The organism is Priestia sp. BR_2 (assembly GCF_041954005.1).
Classification (GTDB): Bacteria; Bacillota; Bacilli; order Paenibacillales; family Paenibacillaceae; genus Paenibacillus_AQ; species Paenibacillus_AQ lautus_A.
Genome location: NZ_JAVFHM010000218.1, coordinates 18598 through 40859 on the forward strand (window position 1 = coordinate 18598; position 22262 = coordinate 40859).

18 protein-coding genes are annotated in these 22262 nt (G+C 53.2%); 4 read left to right on the forward strand and 14 right to left on the reverse strand.

The features are described from left to right. Positions 1 to 92: 92 nt before the first annotated feature. The 12 genes from RB298_RS15715 to RB298_RS15770 form a co-directional block, all read right to left on the reverse strand. Positions 93 to 1625 (reverse strand): response regulator transcription factor, encoded by a 1533-nt coding sequence (locus RB298_RS15715; protein WP_486047548.1) that lies wholly within the window; start codon positions 1623 to 1625, stop codon positions 93 to 95. After that, the gene (locus RB298_RS15720; protein WP_375121891.1) at positions 1597 to 3441 is read right to left on the reverse strand and encodes a sensor histidine kinase; all 1845 of its coding nucleotides are present in this window, start codon (positions 3439 to 3441) and stop codon (positions 1597 to 1599) included. The genes RB298_RS15715 and RB298_RS15720 overlap by 29 nt, the downstream gene beginning before the upstream one ends. Positions 3442 to 3458: 17 nt before the next feature. Next, the gene (locus tag RB298_RS15725) at positions 3459 to 5006 is read right to left on the reverse strand and encodes a helix-turn-helix domain-containing protein (RefSeq protein ID WP_375121890.1); all 1548 of its coding nucleotides are present in this window, start codon (positions 5004 to 5006) and stop codon (positions 3459 to 3461) included. 167 nt (positions 5007 to 5173) lie between these two features. Then, positions 5174 to 6007: a carbohydrate ABC transporter permease gene (locus tag RB298_RS15730; protein WP_012819052.1), complete on the reverse strand. Its 834-nt coding sequence runs from the start codon at positions 6005 to 6007 to the stop codon at positions 5174 to 5176. A gap of 29 nt (positions 6008 to 6036) precedes the next feature. Next, positions 6037 to 6987, reverse strand: coding sequence for a carbohydrate ABC transporter permease (locus RB298_RS15735; protein ID WP_036664374.1), 951 nt, complete (start codon positions 6985 to 6987; stop codon positions 6037 to 6039). 30 nt (positions 6988 to 7017) lie between these two features. Next, positions 7018 to 8340 (reverse strand): ABC transporter substrate-binding protein, encoded by a 1323-nt coding sequence (locus tag RB298_RS15740; protein WP_486047549.1) that lies wholly within the window; start codon positions 8338 to 8340, stop codon positions 7018 to 7020. 141 nt (positions 8341 to 8481) lie between these two features. After that, positions 8482 to 10035, reverse strand: coding sequence for a response regulator (locus tag RB298_RS15745; protein ID WP_486047550.1), 1554 nt, complete (start codon positions 10033 to 10035; stop codon positions 8482 to 8484). Continuing rightward, positions 10010 to 11788, reverse strand: a complete 1779-nt coding sequence (locus RB298_RS15750; RefSeq protein ID WP_486047551.1) for a sensor histidine kinase — start codon at positions 11786 to 11788, stop codon at positions 10010 to 10012. The genes RB298_RS15745 and RB298_RS15750 overlap by 26 nt, the downstream gene beginning before the upstream one ends. A gap of 61 nt (positions 11789 to 11849) precedes the next feature. Then, positions 11850 to 11984, reverse strand: coding sequence for a hypothetical protein (locus tag RB298_RS15755; protein ID WP_486047552.1), 135 nt, complete (start codon positions 11982 to 11984; stop codon positions 11850 to 11852). Positions 11985 to 12112: 128 nt separating this feature from the next. Then, positions 12113 to 13288 (reverse strand): NAD(P)/FAD-dependent oxidoreductase, encoded by a 1176-nt coding sequence (locus RB298_RS15760; RefSeq protein WP_009591109.1) that lies wholly within the window; start codon positions 13286 to 13288, stop codon positions 12113 to 12115. Positions 13289 to 13320: 32 nt separating this feature from the next. Further along, complete coding sequence (locus RB298_RS15765; RefSeq protein ID WP_009591098.1) at positions 13321 to 13791, reverse strand: DUF1641 domain-containing protein; 471 nt, start codon at positions 13789 to 13791, stop codon at positions 13321 to 13323. Positions 13792 to 14060: 269 nt separating this feature from the next. Further along, on the reverse strand, positions 14061 to 15374 hold the full coding sequence (locus tag RB298_RS15770; protein ID WP_486047553.1) for a polysaccharide deacetylase family protein: 1314 nt from the start codon (positions 15372 to 15374) through the stop codon (positions 14061 to 14063). A gap of 167 nt (positions 15375 to 15541) precedes the next feature. On the opposite strand from RB298_RS15770, the gene RB298_RS15775 reads away from it, so the two are divergent. After that, positions 15542 to 16390, forward strand: coding sequence for a pirin family protein (locus RB298_RS15775; protein WP_096776991.1), 849 nt, complete (start codon positions 15542 to 15544; stop codon positions 16388 to 16390). Between the two features lie 139 nt (positions 16391 to 16529). Here the strand turns inward: RB298_RS15775 and bcp are convergent, their stop codons facing one another. Further along, positions 16530 to 17012 (reverse strand): thioredoxin-dependent thiol peroxidase, encoded by a 483-nt coding sequence (gene bcp / locus RB298_RS15780; RefSeq protein ID WP_486047554.1) that lies wholly within the window; start codon positions 17010 to 17012, stop codon positions 16530 to 16532. Between the two features lie 130 nt (positions 17013 to 17142). Here bcp and RB298_RS15785 point away from each other — a divergent pair, with 130 nt between their 5' ends. The 3 genes from RB298_RS15785 (at position 17143) to RB298_RS15795 (ending at position 20675) form a co-directional block, all read left to right on the forward strand. Then, a complete protein-coding gene (locus RB298_RS15785) occupies positions 17143 to 18231 on the forward strand; it encodes an LCP family protein (protein ID WP_486047555.1) in 1089 nt (362 codons plus the stop codon). A gap of 81 nt (positions 18232 to 18312) precedes the next feature. Further along, positions 18313 to 19629 carry a glutamate-1-semialdehyde 2,1-aminomutase gene (locus tag RB298_RS15790; protein ID WP_486047556.1) on the forward strand — a complete coding sequence of 439 codons (1317 nt, stop codon included), beginning with the start codon at positions 18313 to 18315 and terminating at the stop codon, positions 19627 to 19629. Positions 19630 to 19802: 173 nt separating this feature from the next. Further along, positions 19803 to 20675 (forward strand): aminoglycoside 6-adenylyltransferase, encoded by an 873-nt coding sequence (locus RB298_RS15795; protein ID WP_486047557.1) that lies wholly within the window; start codon positions 19803 to 19805, stop codon positions 20673 to 20675. A gap of 114 nt (positions 20676 to 20789) precedes the next feature. Here RB298_RS15795 and RB298_RS15800 read toward each other — a convergent pair whose 3' ends face one another. Continuing rightward, positions 20790 to 22238 carry an ABC transporter substrate-binding protein gene (locus RB298_RS15800; RefSeq protein ID WP_096776995.1) on the reverse strand — a complete coding sequence of 483 codons (1449 nt, stop codon included), beginning with the start codon at positions 22236 to 22238 and terminating at the stop codon, positions 20790 to 20792. Positions 22239 to 22262 lie beyond the last annotated feature (24 nt).

The following is a 22262-nucleotide window of genomic DNA, read 5'->3' on the forward strand; positions in this document are numbered from 1 at the left end:
GGTCGATACGCCTCTTCATGTAACCTTCCTTTATTTTAAAAGCGCTTTCAAAGGCGGACTATACTATAATTAAAGCATTAACCTTAAAAACTTTAGAACATCCTCTTCTTGAACTCATTCGGTGCCATGCCCCATCTTTTTTCGAAATGCTTAAGGAATTGGTTGTAGTGGGTGTAGCCGACCCTTTCGGCGATTTCGCTGTTCTTCAGCTTGTTCTGCTTCAACAGCGCGGCCGCTTCCTCAATCCGCAAATTATGAATGAGTTCGTTGAAGCCAATCCCATTCTTACGCATCAGCAGCTGGCCGAGATAGACGGGATGCAGATAAAAAAGCTCCGCCAATCGCTTAATGGTCAGATTCTCCCGGTAGTGCTGCCGAATATAATCGTTAATCTCCTGGATTATGCCTTGCGAATGCCGGGCCTGCTCCTTGAGAAGAAGCTCGATGCACTCTTCCCCGAAGCGCAGCAGCTCTCCCATCAAGTCGTTCAAATGGAAGGTTCCGTCCGTTAATCCAGCTGCATTGGATTTGGCTGCCAGGATTCGAGCTTCCGCACCTTCCGCCTCCCTCACCAAATCCATGATTTTATACAAAACATGGATCACCATTTTCTTCACGATCCCCGGCGCGATTCGCTGCTCCGCAAACCTGGACGCAGCCAATCCGGCAGCCTCGCGGTATCCCTTCTTGTCGAGGAGTTCCACGGACCTGATGACATCATCCATCAGGTTCGTGGGGTAACGATAATGAAACGGCCGATCCCGTACCTCTTCATATGAAATCATCCCGCCGTACGCCGGATCGTAAAATTGATGCTCGATGGCTTCCTTGGCGGTTTCGTAGCAGCGACGGATATGCACCAGAGACTGCTGGCCTTCTCCTACAGCCATAAACAGCCGCTGTCCTGCATAATGGCGGACCAGCTCGCGGATCGTGCCTGAGGGTACGCTCCCGTTGTCAGGGGAATAACCGTTCACCAAACCAAGCCGGTTCGATTCCAGATCGATGACATACTCCGAATTCGCGTGGGCTGACAAGCGGGCGACGGTTTCCTTGACGTCAGGAAACAAGGCAGACTCTGCTTGGATCAGACATACGTTCCACTCTTGATGGGCGGAGGATAAAACCTGAAGCCTCGACAGGCTGCTAGCCCTAAGCGGCATCTCCAAGAGCGTTTGCATGATCAGCGAAACATCCTCTTCCCTCTTAGCAATCGCACTCAGGCTTAATCTGCGATGCTCCTGCATCAGCTCAGCATGAATCTTGCCGAGCTCCTCCTCGGCTTCCTCTGCAATAATAGGCTTCAGCATGTAGTGATGGATGCCGTGCCGCAATGCCTTCCTTGCATATTCAAATTCACTGTAGCCGCTCATGATGGCAAATTTCACACTGCTATCCCGGTGATGCTGCTGCCAGGTTTCAATCATATGAAGCCCGTCCATTAGCGGCATGTTTACATCGGTAATGACCAAATCCGGCGCAAGCCCATGAATCATCTTCAAGCCTTCCACTCCGTTGCCCGCGGTTCCGCAGACGCTAAACCCCAAGCGTTCCCAATCGATCCACAGCGCCAGCCCTTCCAGCGCACCCGGTTCGTCATCGATCAACAGCACTTTGAAAGGCATGGTTCTCCCCCTCTCCGCCTTCATGCTCCCGAGACTCCAACAGCCGGATCGGAATCTCGAATGAAACGGTTGTCCCTTGATTCGGGGTGCTGGCAATGTTGAAAATGACATGATCGTCGTAGTACAGCTCCAGCCGCCGATATACGTTTCGAATGCCGAAGCTGTTGCCCGAGAACTGCTCGTTGCGAACCGAGAGAATAATGTCCCGTAGCTTGCTTTGCTCAATGCCCTTACCGCTATCCGTAATGACGATGCGAAGATAATCACGGGCAACCGAAGCGCTTATGGTCACCAGACCCGCTCCATCCATCGCCTGCAAGCCATATTTGCATGCATTCTCAACGAGCGGCTGAATGCTCATTTTCGGAATTTTATAATGAAGCGCTTCCATATCGATGTTGAATTGATATTCGAATTTATCCCGAAAGCGGAATTTTTCGATTTTGAGATACATTTCGATAAATCTGATTTCCTCCTCCACGGAGACCAAATCCTCTCTCCAGCTCAGGAGTCTGCGAAGCAGCTTGGACAAGCTTTTGATAATATCCGTCACATCCGTGTATCGATTCTTCGTGCAGACCACCAATATCGCATTCAGGGTATTGAACAGGAAATGGGGATTCATCTGGCTCTGCAAAAAGTTCAATTCAGCCCGAACCCGCTCCATCTCCAGGCTTTTCTTCTGAATCTCCAGCTTGTACACATTGTTGATCAGGGAGTTCATCTTCGCTGTCATCTGATTGAAATTCCGGATGAGTCCGCCGATTTCGTCCCGGCCTTCGTCCAGTTCAATCAAGTCGAATTTCTCGTTGCTCACCTTCTGCATATGACGCGCCAAACGCTTCACCCGGTAATTGTAGGATCTCAGCATGACCGTAATAAAGACCGCCGCAACCAGCGTAACAACCGCTGCCAATACAACGGTAAACAGCTGCATATCCAGCATGGCGCTCGTAATCCGGCTCCCCCGGTTGATGCCGATCAGCTTCCACCCCTTCACGTACCTGGCCGTTCCGATCGAGAACACATGCCGATCCTCTTCGTCGTATTGCTCCAGGTCAAGCTTCGAATATGCGCTGTACTTCCCTCTTTCATAACCGCTGCTGGCCGACATAATAATCTCATTGTTCTCGTTCACCAAATACATATCCAGATAATCGCGTTCCCGTACAATGACGTCATAAATCTTGCTTAGATCGATATCGATTCGAAGCAGCTTCTCATAGGTGTCATAGGTATCGTAGTAATCCATCTTCTCAATCACGCTTAAGTACGGAACCGTCGATGCCGAGTTGTTCGCTTCTGCCGCCCTGTACGCCGCCACCAGCACCGGATGGGCCGAGCTGCTCCATAATGCATACCAGTCGCTCTCGAGCACATTATCGTTGATCACATGATAATTGCCGCCGGACACAATGGTGGAATTTTCGGTGAAGATGCTAATCCGCTGAATCTGGTTGTTAACCGGTATGTAGCTCGTTACCCGATTCCGGAGCTGCTCATCAAAGGTTTCGTAGAAGTCCAGCTGGGACTCATACTCGCGATCGAGCATTTCGTAAAGGGTCTTATCCGTACTCAGCGCATGACTTACAGCCACCCCGCCGTCGATGAAATTATGAATATCCTTCCTAGCCCGCTCCATCGAGATATCGAGGTTCTGCTCCTCTCTCTCCCGGATCAGCTCCGACATCCGATCCATAAAGATGAGGTTGACCACCAGAATAGGCAGCAGTACACCAATGACAAAAATAAGAAAAAATTTAGTTTTCAACGGAATATCGTTCACGAAATTCCCCAGCCTGGACATTCTCTTCATGAAGGCACCCTCCCGGTTTAGCGCTGCTTGCTTTCAACATGATTCTTGTAATTCGAGGGCAGAATCCCGGTTGTCAACTTAAACTTATGGATAAAATAGTCCGCGTTCGGGAACCCGACATGGAGCGCAATCTCGGAAACCTTCATTCCGCTCCGTTTCAGCAGCAGCTTGGCCTCCTCGATCCGCTTGTCATTCAGGTATTCCTTGAACGGCTTGCCAGCATGCTTCTTGAACAGCTGGCCCAAATAGGTGGCGTTCATATGGAAATGCCGTGCCAAATCCTGAAGCTGAAGCCTGCTCCGGTACTCCCGGTCGACATACTGAATCACTTGATAAATGGTGTTATGCTCGTTAAGCTTGCTTAACTCTTCCAGCTGCGAAGCGGCCTCAAACGCGAGCAACCGCATATAATTCTTCAACGGCGCTTTATGGCAAGCATCACTCAGATGACCAAGCTTCCTTTGCAGCCGGTTCATGAATAGATCCGGATCTCCATTCATTTCCGCGATTCTTCGACACAGCTTCAATTCCAGATCGGCCACATCGGCTTGAAAAGCCCTCAGGTGGAGGAGATGATCGGGCATGGCCGTAAAAATTCGCGCCAAGCATGACTCGATGGACGCATGCTCCCCCGCCATAATCATGGAAAGCAAGTCGTCCATCCATCCGAAGGGAAGTCCCCGGAGCCGCTCGGCTCCTCTCGGTTCTTGGCAACAAAACACGCCGCTTCGGCCTTGGCTTCGCTTATCGTCGCGCACCTCCGCGCTTTGCCTGTAAAGCTTTCCGATCGCCTGGATTCCCTCCCCTGTGCCGCTTAACGCCACGATAACCGGCCCTTCAAGCTCCCGGGCCAGAGCAGACTGCAACAGCAGCGCAGTCTCCATGACCTCATCCGGAGTCGAATGCTCGACATGCAGCACCACTCCGATGCTCCCGCTATTGTCCTGGAAGCATCCCAGTAAGCTCGGGGGCCCGTAATCGGTCATCCATTCGATCCAATCCACTCCCGTTTCAGTAATCCCTGTTTCAATCAATAGGCACTGCAGCAGCGGCTCGCCCTGGATTTGCATCGCATTGCTGGCTTGCTCGGCCAAATCAGGACTCAACTCTTCCCGAATGAGCCGGTTCAACAAATAATGGACGGCAAGGCCGGCTTTCTTCCGGTTGCTGCGTTCAGCGTCTCGTTCGTCCTGGATCTCATGGCTGAGCTTGGCAAGCACTGCCTCGATCTCCTCGTCATCAATCGGTTTCAGCAAATACTCGGCAACCCGTTGGCGCATGGCTTGATGCGCGTATCCAAAATCATCATATCCGCTCAAAATAACGAATTTCGGAGGAAGAGGCAGTATCCGTTTGCTGTGCTCAATCAATTCCAGGCCGTTCAGGACTGGCATATGGATATCCGTCATCACCAGCTCGGGCTTCAACTGTTCCATTAACTTTAGCGCTTCCGGAGCGCTCAGGGCTTCTCCGCATATTTGAAATCCAAACCGGTTCCAATCGATCATGGTTCGAAGTCCTTCCAGAACCCATGGTTCATCGTCCACCAGAAGTACATTGAACAATACCCTCGTCCTCCTTTACCAAGCGAATAATGTAAGCGCACTCATTTTTACTTATACTACCATACTAGTATATCTATGAGAATATACTACAGGAACACAAACACAAATAACCGTAAGCGGGGTTCCTTTGTACAAAGGAACCCCGCTTACGGTCTGCTCAAGCTGGCCTATCCCTTAATCCCGGATAACGTAACGCCTTCAATAATATATTTCTGCCCGATGATATACACGATGAGCACCGGGACGAGCGCAATGGAAGCCCCCGCCATCATCAGCGTCCAATCCGTTGCATACATGCCCCGGTACAAATTCAGCATCATCGGCACGGTAAACTTATCCGTGCTGCTGAGAAAAATCAGCGGGTTAAAGAAGTTGTTCCACATCCCGAGGAAGGTAAATATCCCGAGTGCCGATAAAGCCGGCTTGATAAGAGGAATCATGATCCGTGCGTAGATCGTCCAGCGATTCGCGCCGTCCACGATGGCCGCCTCTTCCATTTCCTTCGGAATGCCCCTGAAGAATTGCCGGAGCAAAAATACCCCGAAGGCGTTCAGCAGCGCAGAAGGGACGATAATCGCCAGATGCGTATCCAGCCACCCGATATTTTTCATGATCAGATAGAGCGGAATAATGGTCACTTGTCCCGGAACCATCATCGTTGCCAGAAACAGGACGAACAGCGGCTCCCGGAACGGGAACGTGATTTTGGCAAAAGCATAAGCCGCCATGGAGCAGGTAACCAGCTGTGAAACCACCACGATGATATTGATGTAGAAGCTGTTGAAATACGCGCGACCGAACGGCAGGGCCGTCAGCGAATCCTTATAATTGGACCAGATGAACGGATCCGGAATCCATTTGGGCGGCACGACGAATACTTGCGACAAATCCTTGAGCGAGCTGAGCACCATCCACACAAACGGCAGGGCCATCAGGCAGGCGCCTAAAATCAGCACGATATGCAGCACCACGGTGGACATCCTCAATCCCCGATGTATCATTCGTTTTCCTCCTTCCTAGGTTCGAATCGTCAGTCTTCGTAATGCACCCACCGCTTGGACATCTTCATCTGGAACAAGGTGAGCGACAGGATCATCACGAACAGGATGACCGCCGACGCCGTGCTCTTGCCAAAGGTAAAGTCCGCAAAGGCCGTCTCGTAGATGTGATAGACAAGCGTATAACTGGCCTTCGCCGGTCCGCCGGAGGTCATGACAAACGACTGGTCGAACACCTGAAAGGAACCGATGATGGACATGATCGTCACGAAAAAGGTCGTCGGGGACAGCAGCGGAATCGTAATATGGATCAGCTGCTGCCATTTGCCGGCGCCGTCAATCTCGGCCGCCTCGTAATAGCTTCTCGATATGCCCTGAAGTCCGGCCAGGAACAGCACCATGTTGCCTCCCAGCCCCATCCAGACGCTCAGCAGGGCAATCGAAGGCATCACGTACCTGGAATCCGTCAGCCAGGAGGGGCCCGTTATCCCGAACCACTGCTGCAGGTACATGTTAATGAGGCCGAAGTCGGCGTTGAACAGCCACATAAACACGACGGCCACGGCGACGGACATCGTAATGTTCGGCATGAAGTAGATCAGCCGGTACAGAATCTTTCCGCGAACCCGGTTTAAGCCCACCGCCACCAGCATGGCGAGAACGATGCCGGTCGGTACCGACAGAATCGTGTAATACACCGTGTTCACCAAAGCGATGTGGAACTCCTCATCCTGAAGCTGGGACACGAAATTTTGGAGTCCGATAAACTTCTTCGCCCCCATGCCGTCCCAGTTCATCATGCTGATGACAAAAGCCGAGATGAGCGGAACCAATGAAAAAGCGATCAAACCGATCATCTGGGGAAAGATAAAAAAGTACCCCCACAAACCGTCGGACGTCTTGCTCTTTAAGGTTGTTCTCCTCTCCGGAAACCGCTCCGGAGAAGGAGCGGCTCCGGAGCTTCCTGCAGGCTGCGTGTTCATTTCATCTCACCGTTCCTCCCCAGAGCTGGATCAATTATTGCCGCTCTTGTAATCCTGAATTTTCTTGTTGGCCATATCCTGTATATCCTTCAAGGAGCTTTCAAGCTCCTGATCTTTCAGCCACAGCGCCTCGAACTTGGACGTTATATCCTGGCTTAGCCCGGGAATGCCCGCCTCGAACGGAGTCAGGGAATACCCGATCTCGCGCGCGTCCAGGAATAACTGGGCGTGCTCCGGCAGATTCCCTTCCAGCACCACCTCATCCGTTCCCTGTACCGACGGGACGGCATTGCCGCCGCCCTGCAGGCGGAAGCGTTGGCCCTCTTTGCTTACGTACTCGGAGAAGAAGGTGTATGCCGCTTCCTTATTCTTCGATGCCTTGTTCATCACCATGTAGGCGGTCGGAATACCGGCCGGCTCGATCTTATTGCCGGTATTGGTTGGCCATGTGACCACGTCATATTCTAGCCCTTGATTCTTCTTGAACAGCGGCAGGTACCAGCGGCCTGCAGCAACGAATCCGACCTGGTTGGACATGAACATGGCGTCCCCGCCTTGCCCTTTCGGAAGCGTGCCGGAGAAGGTGATGTTTTTGGATTTCACGTTGTCGTACAGGAAGCGGAAAGCCTCCATCGCCTTCGGATCCGAAGCCGCTACGAAATTCCCTTCGTCGTCGTACACCCGGCCGCCGTTGGAAGTAACCCAACTGTGGTAGCTGTTCCAGGAGTTATCCAGCACGTAGCCGTACTTTTTGCTGTCCCTGATCTTGTCCGCCATCTCCTGGAATTTGTCCCAGGTCCACTGTCCGTTCGCCTGAAGATCGGCCGGCATCTCGGTTATCCCTGCTTCCTTCAGCACCTTCTTGTTGTACCACAGCACCATCGGGTTACAATCCACCGGTACCCCGAAGATCTGGTCATCCCGCACGGCTGCGCCCCACAAGCCTTCGAAATAATCCTCTTTCTTGATCACGCTTTCCGGAGCTTCCATATACGTCGTCAAATTCTCAATGCTCTGATTCTCGATCAGTTTCACGACCAGGGCGTCGCCTGCATAGAAGATATCCGGAGCCGTCCCGCCTGTTAATTGGGTTAATATTTTCTGATCATACTCGCCCGGAATCGGAATAAATTCGACCTCAATGTCCGAGTGATTCTTATTAAATTCCTTCGTCAGCTCCTGAAAGCGGCTAAGCTCGCCGGGATTTCCCCAGGTCGCCCATTTGATCTTGACCTTCTCGCCGCTTCCGGACTCCCCGCCTTCTGATGTTCCGCCGCCTCCACACGCTTGGAGTATGGATGATAGTAGAAGAATGATTGCAAGCAATGACCCTCTCACCTGTTTCCTTGTCATTTCATTTCCTCCATTCAAACCAGATTTGGACTCGCTGGCATAGCTTTTGTAAACGCTTTAATTATAAAATTTTGGCAAAAAGCTTTTGAACGGATTATGTTCCGAAAAAGTGGTTTCTTTTCCGATCCTATGAAATCCCGCTTATTTTCGATGCTGTCCCTGGTACTCAGCTGGCGTCATGCCTACCATTTTCTTGAACAGCTTGCTGAAGTATTTGACGTCATTGAATCCGGAACGATCCGCCACTTCATACACACGCAGCGATGTTGTGGAAAGCAGCTCCTTGGCCCGTTTCAAGCGGAGATCAATGACATAGTCAATGAAGTTATGTCCCGTGACGCGCTTAAACAATTCGCTAAAATAGTTGCGGCTGACTGCCACTTCGTCCGCCACCTCCTGCAGGGAGATCGGCTCGGTAAATCGCGCCTTAATATATCGGACGGCCTGCAGCACGATCCGCTCATGCAGCGTGGATTCCGGTACAGGGTGGCGCATGGCTTCCTCCCGCAACGCATGGAAGCCATGCGCCACCAGCTTCTTCACTTCCTCCACCGAGCGAAGCTTGCCCACCTCCCCGATCTGCGGAAGCGGCGGGCCGCCGGGAAGATGAAACATAGCAAGCAAGCTCAGAAGCTCCTCTGCTTCCCGGAGGACCGCCGGCTTCTTCATCCGTCCGGGACGCCAGCGCTGCATAATGGACTGCAGACGTTCCTCGCCTATGTCCATGTTCCCGACGGTCAGCGCGGCCCTTAAGGCATGCAGCTCGGCAGCTTGTCTCTCCTGAGCCGAATCGGCATCGGTCAGGGGAAGCTCCTCTGCCCGCAATATCTGTTGATCTTGATGAAAGAAGAGGCCCTCCAGGCTTTCAGCGGCTTCTCTAAACGCTTCTTGCAGCTTATCCATGCTGTTATATCTCCTGCTGAGCCCCATCGTGCTCCGGATCGGCAGGCGGATAGCTCCTTCGTGCTCTGAAGCCTGCCCGTTTGCTTCATCCCTTAACGGTAAGCAGACTGCGATCCGGTCCGTTTCCAGCCGAGCTGCCAGCGCCTCCGGCGCCTGGTCGTATAACTGTCCCATGAACCGTTCGATCTCCTCCTGCCAATCCTTTGGCTGTCCCCCGGCCGCGGCACCGCCCAGGTCCGAATCTAGCTGGAGCACGGCCAGCAGGTACGGGCCGTTACGGTTCCATGCATCCAGCTTCGCGAGCGCGTCCGGCTCACCGGACAGCGCCTGAAAGAGCATTTTTCCGGCAGCCTTCTTCTTATTCAGCCGCTGCTGCTGCTCATGCTCGGTCAGAATCCGCTGCATCTGCTTCTCCTCTTCCAGCTTCGATCGCATGTGATCAAGCACGGCGACCAGGGAGTCCGCGTCCAGCGTCGGCTTGAGGATATAATCCGATGCGCCAAGCCTGATGCCTTCCCGCACGAATTCGAAATCGCTGTGACAGCTGAGCAGCAGTACCTTCACCCATGGACAAAGCTCCCTTGTCCGGCGGGTCAATTCCAGGCCGTCCATGACCGGCATCGCGATATCCGTGATCAGAATGTCCAGATCCCCGTTTACGATCCATTTCATGGCCCGTTGTCCATTGGAGGCCTCCCCGACAAGCCGGTAACCGTATTTCTCCCAATCGAAGGTCGAGCGCAGTCCCGTACGCGCGATCGCTTCGTCATCCACGAGCAGCACTCTGTACATAATCGTCCCCCCTTTGTTTCGCAAACGTGACCGTGACCCTCGTGCCTCCGCCTTCCGTGCTTTCCACCCATACCCCGTACCTGCTGCCGTAATACAGCTGGACCGTTTGGTGAACATGACGCAGGCCGATATGGGTCATGCCATGCTTGGAGTGATCCTGCTCATACGACAGCAGTCCCTTGATCCGTTCAGGCTTAATGCCGATTCCGTTGTCTTCGATCTGCACCATGACATCCTGCTGCTGCAATATTATCCGGATCTGAATGACGCCCCCTTCATCAAGCGGGGCAATTCCGTGAAAGATCGCATTCTCCACGATCGGCTGCAGCAGCATCCGGGGAACGTGGAGGTCCTCCATTTCCTCGGGGCAATCGATCCGCAGCTCGATTGGGTGGTCATAACGGTAATTCTGGATGATCATATATTTCCGAAGCAGCTCCAATTCATCTCCAAGCCTTATAAACACACCGTTGCGCTCCAGGCTCCCCTCCAGCAGATGAACCAGGGCCGTGACCGATCGGTCCACGTCATTCGTTCGATTCAGCTTGGCCATCCAGCGGATCGAGTTCAGCGTATTGTAGAGAAAATGGGGATTGATCTGATACCGCAGCGCGCGGATTTCGGCTTTTTTCTTCTCGGACTCCTCCGCGGCGATCCGCCTGATGAGCAGGTCGATCTGCTCTATCATTTTGTTGAAGCTTCGGCCCAGCTGACCGATCTCGCTGGGACCTACGTTCTTGCTGCGGACCGATAAATCGCCCGCCTCGCTTCTGCGCATCAAGCGGCTCAGCTGAACGAGCGGATTGCCGATTCTCCTCGTCATGAAATATCCGATGCCGATCGCGGCCAGAATCGATCCGAATACGATCCAGACCGTGAAACTCCGGATGCTGGCGGAATCGGCCGTCAGTTCCTTAAGCGGCACCATGCCGACCACATGCCAGCCGTTGTTCAGGCGCGAGGGGATCATCAGCGTTTTGTTGTTATTCAGGTTGTATTCCGTCAAACCCGAGGGCAGCTTGATCCTGGACTGCTTCCCGTACATCGATGGATCGGGATGGTAAAAGTAGCGATTCTCGTCATTCGCCACGTACATATACCCCGTGTCGCCGAATTGGACATGGTTTAATTCATCGATCAGGACATCCCCCATAATTTCGATGAACATCACCCCGACGATCTCCCCCGTATCCCAGCTCCGGATTGCCCGGCCCAGCCCGAACACGGGAAATCCCATTCCCGTTTGCTTCAGGTAGGAGGTATCCGACAAGCCGAACCATACCGCCTGCCCGTTCGCCTCCAATATCGCCCGATACCAAGGCGAATCCCACTGGTCCGGGATGGACATCAAGGAATCCGCGCTCAGGACCGAATTGTTCCGCTGCACGTCAAACACGTATACATCCAAGATCTCCGGCGAATTAATCATGATGGACGTCAGCAGGTCCTTCCCCTCCTTCACCTTCAACGTCAGGTCGTATTTACTGATATCCTGATCCTCCAGTATGCCGTGAACCACTTTGCTGTTCAGCACCATCATCGAGGAGTCGTCCAGTTTCTTGAAGAACATGTTCAGCTTGTCGCTGACTTGGGTGATCGTGAGGGAAGCCACTTTACTGACCTGCTCCTCCACGATCGAGGCCGATTTGTGATACGAAAGGAAACCCATGATGAGAACCGGGAGTGTTGTGCCGATGAAAAAAAACAAAAACAGTTGAATCACGATCGAATGAAGACGACGGTATCCCCGCATACATGCTCCCTCCTGTTTCATGAAATGAAAATTGCGAACATTTGAGATAGCGCTTACATAACTATCTGACCTTCTTTCTTCTTCGCTCTGGACGCTCATCCATTCTGCCCTTTCTTACCTCCTTCTCCCACATCCCGTCGGGAGCGGCGCCCGGGAATTCCTTCCCTGCTTGCATCCTCGCTTCGGGTGTATCCATCGTATTATGTTTTCCTGACGTTGTCCCTAAGTCCATGCGCTTATGTTTGGGCTGCGCAATAAAAAAAGATGGACCCGAATCATTCCGGGTCCATCTCTTGTATTTGGATATAATGTCGCCTTCCAGGCTTAGTAAGCCAGCGTGAACAAACCGTTGATGTGGGACAGGTAACGCATGTTACTTGCTTCCTTCATCAAGGTTGCAGGCAGACCTTTCAATTGGGTTTTGTTGGCGCCGATGGTGCCGATGGCGTCTTTACGTCCCAAGCTGCCGAGCGTACCGGAGAATACCGGGTTGAAGGAAGCCGGTGCGCCGCCGTTCAATTGAGCGAAGATGTTGTAGCCGATCAGCTCGCCCATTTGCCATGCCAGCTGTGCCGTTGGCGGGTATGGACGGCCTTCCGGTCCCATAACAACCGCGCTGTCGCCGGCAACGTATACGTCAGGATGGGAAGCGGATTGCAGGAATTCGTTGACAACCGCACGTCCGCGGTTGACTTCGATGCCGCAGTTAGCCACAACGGAGTTGCCCTGTACGCCGCCAGTCCATACCAAGGTGCTGGTTTCAATCGTGCTGCCGTCTTTCAGTTCAACGGTCGTGCCGTCCATTTTGGTAATCGGCAATCCGGTCAGGAAGTTCACGCCGCGTTTTTGCAGGCTTGTTGTCGCACGGTCAACCAGTTCTGCAGGGAAGCCCGGCAGAATGGAAGGAGCTGCTTCAACACAATAAAGCGTGATTTCTTGTGGGTCGATACCGTATTTGCGAGCCAGCTCGCTTCTCATATCGGCATATTCGCCAACAAGCTCAACGCCTGTCAAGCCGCCGCCGCCAACCACGATGGTAGCGTCCGCTTTGTTTTTGGTTTTGCTGTATTCCGCAATGCGGGACTCCACATGAGCACGCAGACGGTTAGCATCGTTCACGGACTTCAGAATAAAGCTGTTCTCTTGCAGTCCCGGAATGCCGAAGAATGCCGTTTCGCTGCCCAGTGCGATAACCAGGGCATCATAGGTAAAGTTTCCGCCGTCGTCGAGGGAAACCGAACGCTCATCCGGCTTGATTTCCTTAACGTTGCCGATGCGCAGGTCAACGTTCGCGCCGCGCAGAAGCTTGTCGAGCGGCAAAGCTACTGCCTTCTCTGCGATGTTGCCTGCTGCCAGACGGTGCAATTCCGTAATGATCTGATGGGTTGGGAAACGGTTGATCAGCGTGATTTTTGCGGCAGCACCAAAATGCTCGCGTGCAGAAAGCGCACTAAGCAAGCCGCCATAGCCTCCGCCCAAAATTAAAATATGTTTAGACATGACCATCCTCCGTTCTTCGTATGATTTATGGATTAACGCTTGTTTTGTTGGTCGCGCTCGTTAAGAACGTCCAAAAAAGCCTGAGCATAGCGAAGACCCTTTTGAACCTGAGGATCTTTCAGCATTTTCATCAGACCAAATACGCCGATCTGAGCTTGGTCGCCTTGAGCGTGTACGCGGTCTCCGGCTTCGATGGCTGCAGATGCAACGCTTTTTGCTGTTGTCGTGATCGGCTTCGCGAATCCGCTCAGGGAAGCCATGGTGTCTTCCGCTAGCACGGGATCCGTAGCTACGGATTTACCGAAGTCATACGCCTTAGTCATGACGGTCAGCATTTCCGTAAGTTTTGGAAGATTGTCCACGAGAGTTGTGAGGGATTCCTGAACCTCGGGCTTGAGCAGTTGTTCGAGCAGCACATCAGGACGGCTGGACGCCGCAGCTTCTTGGTTTCCTACAACATTTTCCGGAGTTTCGGACGGCTGTGGAGAAGATGTTTCTGTCATAATGAATTGCCTCCTTTTCTTTAAGTGAATTCCCAAGATGAACTTGGCGACGATCGTACCGGCTAGCTTTAATTTTGGGATAACCGGTATCTATTATGCATCACTTACAAAAGTGCGAACTTATGGGTGACTCACTATCGCCAAAAATAAAGCAGGGGGAAACTTCCCCCTCCTTTATCTGAAACAATCTTAGGGATTGTGATAAATATCTCTAAGTACTAGTCTATAACTTGTGAAGCATAATTACAAACATAAAATACAATTTTCGACTACAAAGTTAGAACGCGATACTCGCCTTCTTCATATGTCACTCTTGTAACAGGTCGGCCGGAAAAGTCAAGCGCTTCCCGAAGCGGAATCCAAGCGGTGCCGCCGATTAAATGAACATCGGAGGACACCGGCTTGCCGCCGGTTTGCATGGGGAACAGCAAGCCTTCCACCGGATCGGCTTCCCAGCGATTCCCTGCCAGCGTCACCTGCACGGTCTTGTTGTGAGACTTCCAGGATACGCTTCCGCCAAGCCGCTCCACCAAAGCGCGCAGCGGAACCATCAGCCGGCCGTCGACCAGCTTGTATTCGCCTGCCGCAAACGCGGTTTCAAGCCCTCCGAATTCCACGGCCAGCGTTCGCCCGGTCTCGAATAACGCGGCGTTGACGGCGACGTGCTCGCGAACCCACTGCTGTGAAGGCTGTGAAGCCTTGCGGGCGGTCTGCTGAGCACGAAATTGAACGGGCTCGGTTTCCGGAGACAGCACGTCAAAGGCATAGCCCTGCTTTTTATAATAAGAAATAATGTCAGGCAGAGCCTTGACGCTTTCGGTATGGCCTTTACCGTCATGGAGAAGCACGATCGCCTCCTTGCCGTTCACTTTCGTGGTCGCCCCCTTTACGATGTCTTTAGCCGGGACGCCCCTATACCTGGAATCGCCGCTGTCGACATTCCAATCGAATACATGATATCCCCCCTGCTTCATGTATTGAAAATAAGCTTCGTCGAAATGTCCGGCCGTCCCCCCGGGAGCTCTGACCAGCTGCGGCCGTTCCCCTGTAATCAAACGGATGATTTCCTCGGTTTTCTTGATCTGTCCCCAGAAATCCTGAAAATGCCCGTAGAGCTCGTCATAACGATGATCATATGTATGATTCCCGATCACATGGCCTTCCTCATAGATGCGGTTGATAATTTCGGGACGGGTCTCCGCCTCCTTGCCCAGTACAAAAAACGTGCCTTTGATTCCTTCCCGCTTCAAAATATCCAGCACGTCGAGCGTTAAATCCGATGGTCCGTCATCAAATGTCAGGTATACCGTTTTGTCGCTTTGCTTCTTCTTATATTGAACAGGTGCGGCGTTCACAGCCGATGGTTTCTTGATTGCAGTGGTGACGACCGGCTTGCTTGCCTCCAGGGTCTTTGCTTGAACATTCTGCTCTGGCACTGCTGTCAGGGGTGCCGCTGCTAAAGGGGCCTGCTCCGCATAGTCTGCCATCGGCGCCTGAACCTCAAGTCCCATGCCGATCATGATCAGCACTGCCACAACGCCGAAGAATACCGCTATCGATGTAACCCGCACCATATTTTTCATTATCAATTCTACCTCCATCGTTTCTATGAGTTCGGCTTCCTGATAGATTATATGGAGGGCGATTCAAAAAAAGACTAGAATCTGATATTTTCTTACGTCCCTTGATTCCTATTCACATTACTAGTAAACTGAATTCAAATCCAGAACTCGGAAGGGATGATAGACATATGAATCACCAAGCGGTCATTCAGCGTGATATTACGGAAGTCCGGGATGTCGTTCTTCGGCGGCACAGCTCCATCCATGCCTCAGGACCCGTCATCGAATTTGGAAACTGGAGCAAAGCCGATCCGTTTCTCGGGATGATGGAGGACAAGTTCCAGGCCGGTTCATTCGACGACCATCCCCATCGGGGAATCGAAACCGTTACTTTTGTCATCGATGGAACCGTTGAACACTATGACAGCCTCTCCAAGGGCGGCGTGCTAGGGCCTGGAGACGTGCAGTGGATGACGGCGGGAAGCGGCGTCATCCACAACGAAGTGCCGTCAGAAGGCATAACGGCCCACGTCCTGCAGCTCTGGATCAATCTGCCCCGCGAGCAGAAAATGACGACTCCCCGCTACCAGAACCTGAAAGGCGCGGATATGCCGATCCGACAAGAGGATGGCGCGGTTGTGCGAGTCTTCTCCGGTTCTTCCGGCGATGTCGTATCCGCCACCGAAAATCATGTTCCGGTCACGATGGTCGAGGTGCTGCTGGAGCCCGGCGCTTCCATCGCGCAGGACCTGCCCGGCAGTTATAATGGCTTCATCTACATCCTTGAGGGCAGCGGAACCTTCGGAGGCAATGGCGTAAACGCGGCTAAAAGCCAGGTGTTGTGGCTGGGCGCTGGAATCGACGGAAAACCTAGCGAAATACGGGCAGCGGCTGCGGAGCCTCTTCGCTTTGTTCTGTACGCAGGCGAGCCGTTGCGGGAGCCCGTGGCGGCCCGCGGTCCCTTCGTCATGAACACGGAGGAAGAAGTGAACGAAGCCTTCCGCGAATATCGGACGGGTACGTTCTTGAAGTTCTGATTCATTCAGGTTGGCCAAATCCTCTGATTTAGGTGATAAGCCCCTCATTCGAGGCTCCCTGCTTGCAAGATATATTCGAAAAAAACGGTCCCTTACCATGCCTGTTCAGGCATGCCGAGGGACCGTTCTTCATATATAGCTATGACAGCACGGCTGCGAGAACCGCTTCGACATGGCCTTTCACTTTCACCTTCCGCCACTCGCCGGCCAGCTTCCCCGTCTCATCAATCAAGAAGGTTGAGCGTACAATACCCATATATTCACGGCCGAACATCTTCTTCATCTGCCATACGCCGAACATTTCGCTTACCTTATGCTCCTCATCAGACAAGAGCAAATAGGGCAGGCTATGCTTATCGATGAATTTGGCGTGGGATTTCAGCGGATCGGGGCTGATCCCGATCACGACTGCGCCGGCTTGCTCCAACGCATCATAGTTGTCCCGGAAGCTGCAAGCCTCCTCGGTGCAGGTTGGGGTCATATTTTTCGGATAGAAGAACAGCACGACTTTGCGCCCACGAAAATCGCTTAATGCTACCTTCTCCCCGTTCGAAGCCGGAAGTGAAAAATCCGGCACCTTGCTTCCAATCTTCAACTGCTTTTGGTCTGCGATAAGGCTCAACTCCTGCTATACGGACTTTAGGCCCGTAAAATTGATTGTCTTTTCGAAAAAAATTATAATAGAATGAATGTCGAATGTTCAAATGTTCTATCGAATTTATTCATCAGCGTAATCCGAAAGGAAGAACCCAATGACCAAAAAAACAAAGAAGACGATTATATGGAGTGTCAGCATCATACTGGCCGCCGTCATCGGTTACGGCATCTATTATGCGGCCTCGTTTTATGACGGCTTGCAAAGTCTTCAGAAAACTGGCGAAGCCTCCCCTTTTCGGGAAATCGAGAAGGTGGATGCCAAAGTCCCTGCCCCGCCGGAGTGGGAAGGCAAGGAGACGGTTAACATTCTGCTGATGGGCGTCGATGCGCGCGGTTTCGAGGAAGGGGAAATTCCTCGTTCCGACAGTATGCTTGTTGCCTCGATTGATCCCGTAAAAAAGAAAATGCACTTATTCTCTATTCTGCGCGATACTTACGTAGAAATACCCGGGTATGACAGAAACCGTATCAATACGGCCATCACGCACGGCCCGAACACGGCCATGAAGGCGGTAGGCGATCTGCTGGGCATACCGATTCAATACTACGTCTATACGGACTTCCAGGGCTTCATGAAGCTGGTTGATTCCGTCGGCGGGGTGGACTTCTACGTGGAGAAGGACATGAGTTATTCAAGTAAAGCCGACAAGAACGAGTACGACATTGATTTGAAGCAAGGCATGCAGCATCTGGACGGCAACGCGGCACTGCAATACGTCCGGTTCCGCTATGATGCGATGGGCGACTTCACCCGCACCGAGCGGCAGCGCGAGCTCCTGAAGGCCGTAGCCAAGAAAATGCAGACCACCACTTCCATCATGAAGCTTCCGGACATCCTGAAGTCCGTCAGCCCTTATATTGATACGAATCTCGATGTCGAGGATATGTGGAAGCTTGCGAACGTCGCCTACAAGAGCAAAATGAGCGGCAGCGAGCAGGTACCACCGATGAAACTCCTGAAGGAAGAACATATCGGCGGCGCCGCCGTCTTAACGGTCGGCAATCCGGATACGCTGAAGCAGTATATCCAGGACATCATGAACCCGCCGACGCCGGACCCCGAGACCGAAGGCGGCGAAGGCACGGAAGGTGATTCCGGGAACACCGAATCCGGGAATACCGACTCCGAGAACAGCGACTCTGAAAGCTCCGCAACACCATCTGCGACAACGGATCGCAACTAATACACTTACAGCAATCAGGACAGGGCGCTACGTCAATCTAGCTTCCTGTCCTGCTTCATGAAGAAAGGAAGTTTTACTATCATGTCAACCTCAAGAAACCGTTCCGAAGCCCTGTATCAAGAAGCGCTGCAGCATATCGTAGGCGGCGTAAACAGCCCCTCCCGTTCGTTTAAAGCCGTAGGCGGCGGTGCCCCCGTCTTCATGAAACGCGCAAGCGGATCCCACTTCTGGGACGAGGACGGCAACCGATATATCGATTACTTGGCGGCTTACGGCCCGATCATTACCGGACACGCCCATCCGCATATTACGGCGGCGATCACGGCGGCTGCCCAAAACGGCACCCTATACGGAACGCCGACGGAGCTTGAAATTACCTTGGCCAAAATGCTGAAGGAAGCCATCCCGTCCATGGACAAGGTACGTTTCGTCAATTCCGGCACCGAGGCCGTCATGACCACGATTCGGGTCGCCCGCGCTTACACCAAGCGCAACAAAATCATCAAGTTCGCCGGCTGCTACCATGGCCACTCCGATCTGGTCCTCGTGGCTGCGGGCTCCGGGCCTTCCACGCTCGGCATTCCGGACAGCGCCGGCATCCCGGCCAGCATTGCCACGGAAGTCATTACCGTTCCTTTCAACGATCTGGAAGGCCTGCGCGCTGCCCTCGAAGCATGGGGCGAAGATGTGGCTGCCGTGATGGTCGAGCCGATCGTCGGCAACTTCGGAATGGTCATGCCGAAGCCGGGATTCCTCGAAGGCCTGTGCCAGATGACGCACGACAACGGGTCGCTGGTCATCTATGACGAAGTTATCAGCGCCTTCCGCTTCCATTACGGATCCACCCAAACCTATGCGGGTCTGGCCAATCACGAGGCGATTCAGCCGGATCTTACGGCTCTCGGCAAAATCATCGGCGGCGGACTGCCGATCGGCGCTTACGGCGGCCGGAAGCACGTGATGGAGCAGGTTGCCCCGCTCGGCCCGGCTTATCAGGCGGGAACCATGGCTGGCAATCCGGCCTCCATCGCGGCCGGAATCGCCTGCTTGGAGGTATTGCAGGGCGAAGGCGTGTATGAGGAGATGGAGCGCTTGACCATCAAATTGACGGAAGGCCTGCAAGCGTCCGCAGACCGCCATGGCGTTCCGCTCACGATCAACCGCATCCGGGGCTCCTTCTCCACGCACTTCTGCGATCATCCGGTAACGAACTATGACGAAGCGCAGGATACCGACGGCGAAGCCTTTGCGGCCTTCTTCCGCCACATGCTGGACCGCGGCGTGAACCTGGCCCCTTCCAAATACGAAGCCTGGTTCATGACCACGGCCCATACGGATGCGGACATCGAGGCAACGCTTGAGGCCGCGGAGGAATCTTTTAAGGCCATGAAGAATTAACCTAGATAAATTCAAAGAACGCGAAAGGAGATTTCCTCATGAAAAAGCTGTTGAACAAGTTATAACCTGCTCCACATCCATGCCATGCTTCTACGATCCGGATCCGTGGACCTCCTGACCTGTTCGATTCGAATCGTCGGTAGTCCAAATACGAATACGGAGGCTACGAACACATGAGAAGCGAGCAAGAAATGATGGATTTGGTATTGGGCTATGCAGCCCGCGATGAGCGGGTTCGGGCCGTGACCCTGGAAGGCTCCCGAACGAATCCCAACGTGCCTAAGGATATTTTTCAGGATTACGACATCAGCTTTCATGTTACGGATATGGAGAGCTTTATCCAGGATCCAAACTGGATTGACGTCTTCGGGGAACGGTTGATTCTGCAGACGCCGGAAGATATGGACCTGTTCCCTCCCGACCTTGGAGGCTGGTTCTCATACCTGATGTTATTTACCGACGGGAACCGGATTGACATGACCCTGATCCCCATCGAGGAGAAGGAGAAATACTGCAAGGAAGACAAACTGATCCAGATCTTAATGGATAAAGATCAAACCTTTCCCAAGGTTCCTGCTCCGTCCGACGAGGATTTCTGGGTACAGCGTCCGTCAGCAGCCTTTTTCGAGGATTGCTGCAACGAGTTCTGGTGGGTATCCACGTATGTCGCCAAAGGCTTGTGGCGGGAAGAAATCCTGTATGCCCAGGACCATCTTCACAACATCATGCGTCCGATGCTGATGAAAATGCTGGAGTGGCAGGTGGGCACACAGACCGATTTCTCGCTCAGCGTGGGCAAGAACGGCAAGTACCTGAAAAACTATATGTCTGCGGACAGCTGGAACGAGCTGATGTCCACCTACCCTCGCGGAACCTACGAAGAGGTGTGGGAGGCGCTGTTTACGATGGAAGCGCTGTTCCGCAGAACCGCGCTGGATGTCGCCAAGCAGCTGCGCTTTGAATACGATATGGGGCAGGATCAGCGCGTAACGGGCTTCCTGCAGCATGTCCGGCAGCTGCCGGCGGATGCGAGCGAGATCTACTAATCGATTCCACGGTCATCCCTATGAAACAGAAACAACCCGCCCAAGGATAATCCTTGGGCGGGTTGTTCTATTACGTTTATTTACTAGATTCACGGCCAGCAAATGGCCTCTCTCCTACTTCTGTTCGATCTTATCGAAGAAATTCTCCTGAACCAGCTTGGCCGTTTCGTCCAGCTGCTTCTTGGAATCCGTGCCTTCCTTCGAGAACGATTCCTGCACCACGTTGGACATCGCGGCATAATAATCCTGCGTGCCGAATTGCGCTTCAGGCTTACCTTCCAACAGGCTGAAGAGCTGCGGATCGTATTCATAGACGTTGTCGTACTTATCGTAGATCGCCTTCACCTTCGCCGCATACTCCGAATCGTCGCTGAAATATTCCAGCGGCGTCGGCACAAAGTATTTGCCCTCGGCTTTGCGGGCATTGATCGTATCTTCCACCGATTTCAGCGCATCATCCGTAAAATAATCAAACGTGATATAGCGGAATGCCATTTCCTGTTCTTCCTTCGTGGCATTCGGATTGATGACCAGATAGTTGCCGCCCAAAATGCCGTGGTGCGCTCCGCCTTTCTCCATCGCAGGCATCGGATACGCAAGCACGTCCTCAGGCTTCATGCCGCCCTCGTTCAATGCCGGCTGGATCACGTCAAATGCGCCTGCAATGACCATCGCCGTCCGTCCTTGCTGGAACGAGCTGACGGCATCGCCCCAGCCGAGGGCCCAGTCCTGCGGAATGGCGTTTGCTTCCCATCTCAGCTTCTTGTAGAAATCCAGCGCCTTCACGCCGGCTTCCGAGTTAAACACCGCTTTCACTTTGCCGTCCTCGTTCACTTCGATATCCCCGCCGGCTTCGAACAGGAAGTTGGTCCAGTTCCAGCCTGCCTCATTGCCCTTGCCCATCGGCGCGATTCCGGAGATGCCGGCCTTCGGGTCCGCAGCGCCTTTCGCCGTGTTGTACATGTCGTCCCATGTCCAATCCATCGGCGGTACGGGCACGCCCTTCGCGTCCAGCAGCTTCTTGTTCACGATCGTAGACGTGATATAACCGTTCTGCGTGACGCCGTACACCTTGCCGTCCACGATGAATTGATCCTGCAGCACGGGATTCATGTCGTCCTTGTACTCCCATTCGTTCCAGAACTCCGTAATGTCGGCCACCCAGCCCCGCTCCACGAGCAGCTGTGCCTCCGTGGCCCAAGTGTTATAAAATGTCGGCGCTTCGTTCGAAGCCATCTTCACCCCAATTTCGTTGACGCTGTACTGCCAGTCGTCCTTCACGATGGTCACGTTCGGATATTTCGCCTGGAAGCGGGCGATTTTATCATCCTCCTGCTGACGCAGCGTGGTATCATCCGGCAGCGGATAGTGAATCTTGATCGTGATCTTTTGATCCGCGATATCCTCCTTCGGCTCCTCCGTTTGCGTCGTGGCCGTCCCGCCCGAATTGGCGGTCCCTCCCTCTGTATTCGTGACCTCCGGCGCCGCTTTGCCGCCGCCGCATGCGGCGAGCAAGGAGCTGAACAGCATAAGGCAGATCAGTAATGCTGGGAACTTGCGCATGGATACTCCCCTTTTCCTTATTGA